The organism is Psychromonas sp. (genome assembly GCF_983033635.1).
In genome coordinates this window covers 1-3,042 of sequence record NZ_CEZLMY010000274.1, presented here as the reverse complement: position 1 = coordinate 3,042, position 3,042 = coordinate 1, and the positions used below count along the sequence as shown (strand labels likewise).

Here is a 3,042-nt window from a genome sequence, read left to right as displayed (position 1 = left end):
GAGTTCTGCACAGGTATGGTCGATTGGCGAGCTATATAAGAGAGTTGACGGGCGTGAAGTTATCAACCGTAATGCTGTCCACCAGAGCCTTAAAGCTGATCTTGATGATTACCTGCAACTATTGAAAAATCCACAGAACAGAAAACAGAGAGAGCTTTTTAAGAAAAAAATGGACGCGGTTGCAAATCGAGATGAGAATGGCTAACTGATAAAGCCGCTATCAATATTTAAAAAGCCTTTGCTTCTAATTATATTTAGGAGCAAAGGCTTTGTATTTTAGCTTTCTGTTTTTTAAAGCTTAGCTTTGTGGCTGCAGTTCACTATCGTCGCTAACGCCAAGATCGACAGCAAAGTATCGTTTGGTTTCTGCAATAACAATATGACGCAAAGCGATTAAGCCGATTAAGTTGGGAACGGCCATTAAACCATTAACGATATCAGCGATAATCCAGATCATATCCAGATGCAAAAATGCGCCTGAGGCCACCAGTGCGACAAAAATGAATTTGTAAGGCAGTACACCTTTTGTACCAAAAAGGTACACCACACAACGTTCACCGTAATAGTTCCAGCCTAGAATTGTTGTAAAGGCGAAGAAAATTAAGCCAATAGAAACAAGTAGTGGACCAATGCTTTCAGAGTTCAGACCAACCGCAAAAGCGTGAGTAGTCATTTGCGCACCTGCCAAATCTGTTTGCCAAGCACCAGTTAGGATAAGCGCCAGGCCAGTCATGGTACAGATAATAATAGTATCAAAGAAGGTGCCTGTCATAGAGATAAGCCCCTGCTTTACGCACGAATCGGTTTTGGCTGCAGCGGCTGCCATTGGCGCGCTTCCCAAACCTGACTCATTAGAAAATACGCCACGTGCGATACCTGATTGAATGGCGAGCATCATGCCTGCACCTAAGAAACCACCAGAAGCTGCCGTTGATGTGAAGGCTGAGGTGATCACAAGTTCCAGGGCACTACCTAAATGTTGTGCATTGCTAATAAGCACACTTAGGCAGGCTAAGATATAAAATAGCGCCATAGTTGGAACCACTTTTCCTGCCACTTTGGCAATGGATTTGATTCCGCCAAGAGTTACAACAGCAACCAGAAAAGTAAGCAGTGTCGTTGAAATTTCTCGTGAAACACCAAAAGAAATTTCAGAAGCATCCAAGATTGCATTTACTTGCGGGAATGTACCGATACCAAAGCAGGCTACGCCGAGTGCAGATACGGCAAACATAACCGCCAGCCCTTTAGAGCCTACCCCATATTGCAGGTAATACATTGGCCCGCCGACCATTTGCCCTTTTGCATCTACTTTGCGATATTTCACCGCTAACAGACACTCTGCATATTTAGTCGCCATGCCAAATACAGCCGCCAGCCACATCCAAAATAGAGCACCGGGGCCACCTAGTTTAATTGCTGTGGCGACACCAATAATGTTACCCGTTCCGATAGTTGCCGAAAGGGCGGTACATAAGGCAGCAAAGCTGGAAATATCACCGTTGCCGGATTTGTCTTTACTGAAGACCATTTTAAGTGCGGTCGGCAGGTGACGAAACTGCAGTAATCCTAAGCGAAAAGTAAAATAAGCACCTGTTCCTACGAGTAGGATCAGAAGTGGTGGTCCCCAGACAAAATTGTCGATGGTTTGTAATAAAGATTGAAAGTTATTCATGATTTCCCCTTAATAAGAATAATATTTAAGGAGAAGAGGGAAAGGGCAATAGATCCATAGAAAAATTTCTATAGACTATAGCTAAGCATATGATGGTGCATTAGTTTATGTAGCTTTCCACTCCTCTGTCCTTTTGCCTGAGAGTTTCACCCTAAAGATTTAGGGCTTGCTCCTTCGGCGGCCGAGCTAACGGCTCTCTCCAGAGGTTCCTCCAACTACAGTCCTCGCTTCGTTCATCTGGACATTACTGTCCAGAGCTATTCAAAATGAATAGAAAGCACCTGAAAGATTTACTTCTTCGGCGGGCTATTTTTATCAAGGTGATTAACCTAAGATAAAAGCCACTCTCCTGCAGTCTTCATCGGAACAAATATTTAGCATGGCTAAACATTCTGTTGCGCGCATCTTAATGGAAAAAAACAGTGATGTCAGTAATGAAAATTCCATTTGCGCAAATCTTAATCAGCATAACTTAGCTGGACAGGAAAAGCCCTAAAACCCCAATTACCTAGACAGCTAATAAAGGAGTCAGGTAAAATCCGTCCCTTGAAAAAACAAAATATAAAAGTGGGTTCTTAGGTCATGAAACAACAATTTGAATTATTAGCACCGGGTGGAGATATTGATTCCATAAAAGCTGCCATTGTGGCTGGAGCGGATGCTGTCTATTGTGGTTTGGATAGTTTTAATGCCAGAAACCGTGCCGCAAATCTAAGCTTTGAACAATTAAACGGGGTTATAAAGCTTGCCCATAAAAACAGTTGCCAGGTTTTTCTAACGCTTAATATTATTATATTGGAAAATGAAATTCCGGCGCTGATACGATTACTTAATAAACTGGTCAATACAAAGATTGATGCTGTGATTGTTCAGGATTTAGGCCTCTTTTATCTGTTATCTAAACACTTTAAAACGCTTGATATACATGCATCGACTCAGGTAACAACACATAATGAAGGGCAGATTTTATTTTTAAATAAACTGGGTGTTTCCCGCGTTAATCTGTCCAGAGAGTTAAATATTCATGAGATAAAATCGTTAACTGCACTTGGGCATAAAAACAATATATTATCAGAAGTATTTGTTCACGGCTCATACTGTATCGGTTTTTCCGGGCTTTGTTATATCAGCTCAGTAGATGGCGGAAATTCTGGAAATCGCGGCAGATGCAGCCAGCCTTGCCGTGATAAATATGAAACTACAGCATCAGGTAAAGATTATCCCCTTAATCTTAAAGATAATTCTGCATTTTTTGACTTACCCGCGCTCTCTGATGCGGGCGTAGACTCATTAAAGATTGAAGGAAGAATAAAAGGGCCCAGTTATGTTTATAGCGTGGTTAATAGCTGGCGAAAACAGCTGCAGAG

General features: G+C 41.9%; 3 protein-coding genes and 1 riboswitch. Of the genes, 2 read left to right on the top strand and 1 reads right to left on the bottom strand.

Going from position 1 to position 3,042, the window contains the following annotated elements:
* Positions 1-205, top strand: a 205-nt coding sequence (locus tag AC4GME_RS18390; protein WP_490380001.1) for a hypothetical protein, incomplete at its 5' end; no start/stop codon positions are given.
* Positions 206-298: 93 nt separating this feature from the next.
* Here the strand turns inward: AC4GME_RS18390 and AC4GME_RS18385 are convergent.
* Positions 299-1,675, bottom strand: coding sequence for an alanine/glycine:cation symporter family protein (locus tag AC4GME_RS18385; protein WP_490376689.1), 1,377 nt, complete (start codon positions 1,673-1,675; stop codon positions 299-301).
* Positions 1,676-1,790: 115 nt separating this feature from the next.
* A riboswitch (glycine riboswitch) is annotated at positions 1,791-1,888 on the bottom strand.
* Positions 1,889-2,257: 369 nt separating this feature from the next.
* On the opposite strand from AC4GME_RS18385, the gene AC4GME_RS18380 reads away from it, so the two are divergent.
* Positions 2,258-3,042 (top strand): peptidase U32 family protein (locus AC4GME_RS18380; RefSeq protein ID WP_490380000.1); only part of this gene is annotated, 785 nt, incomplete at its 3' end.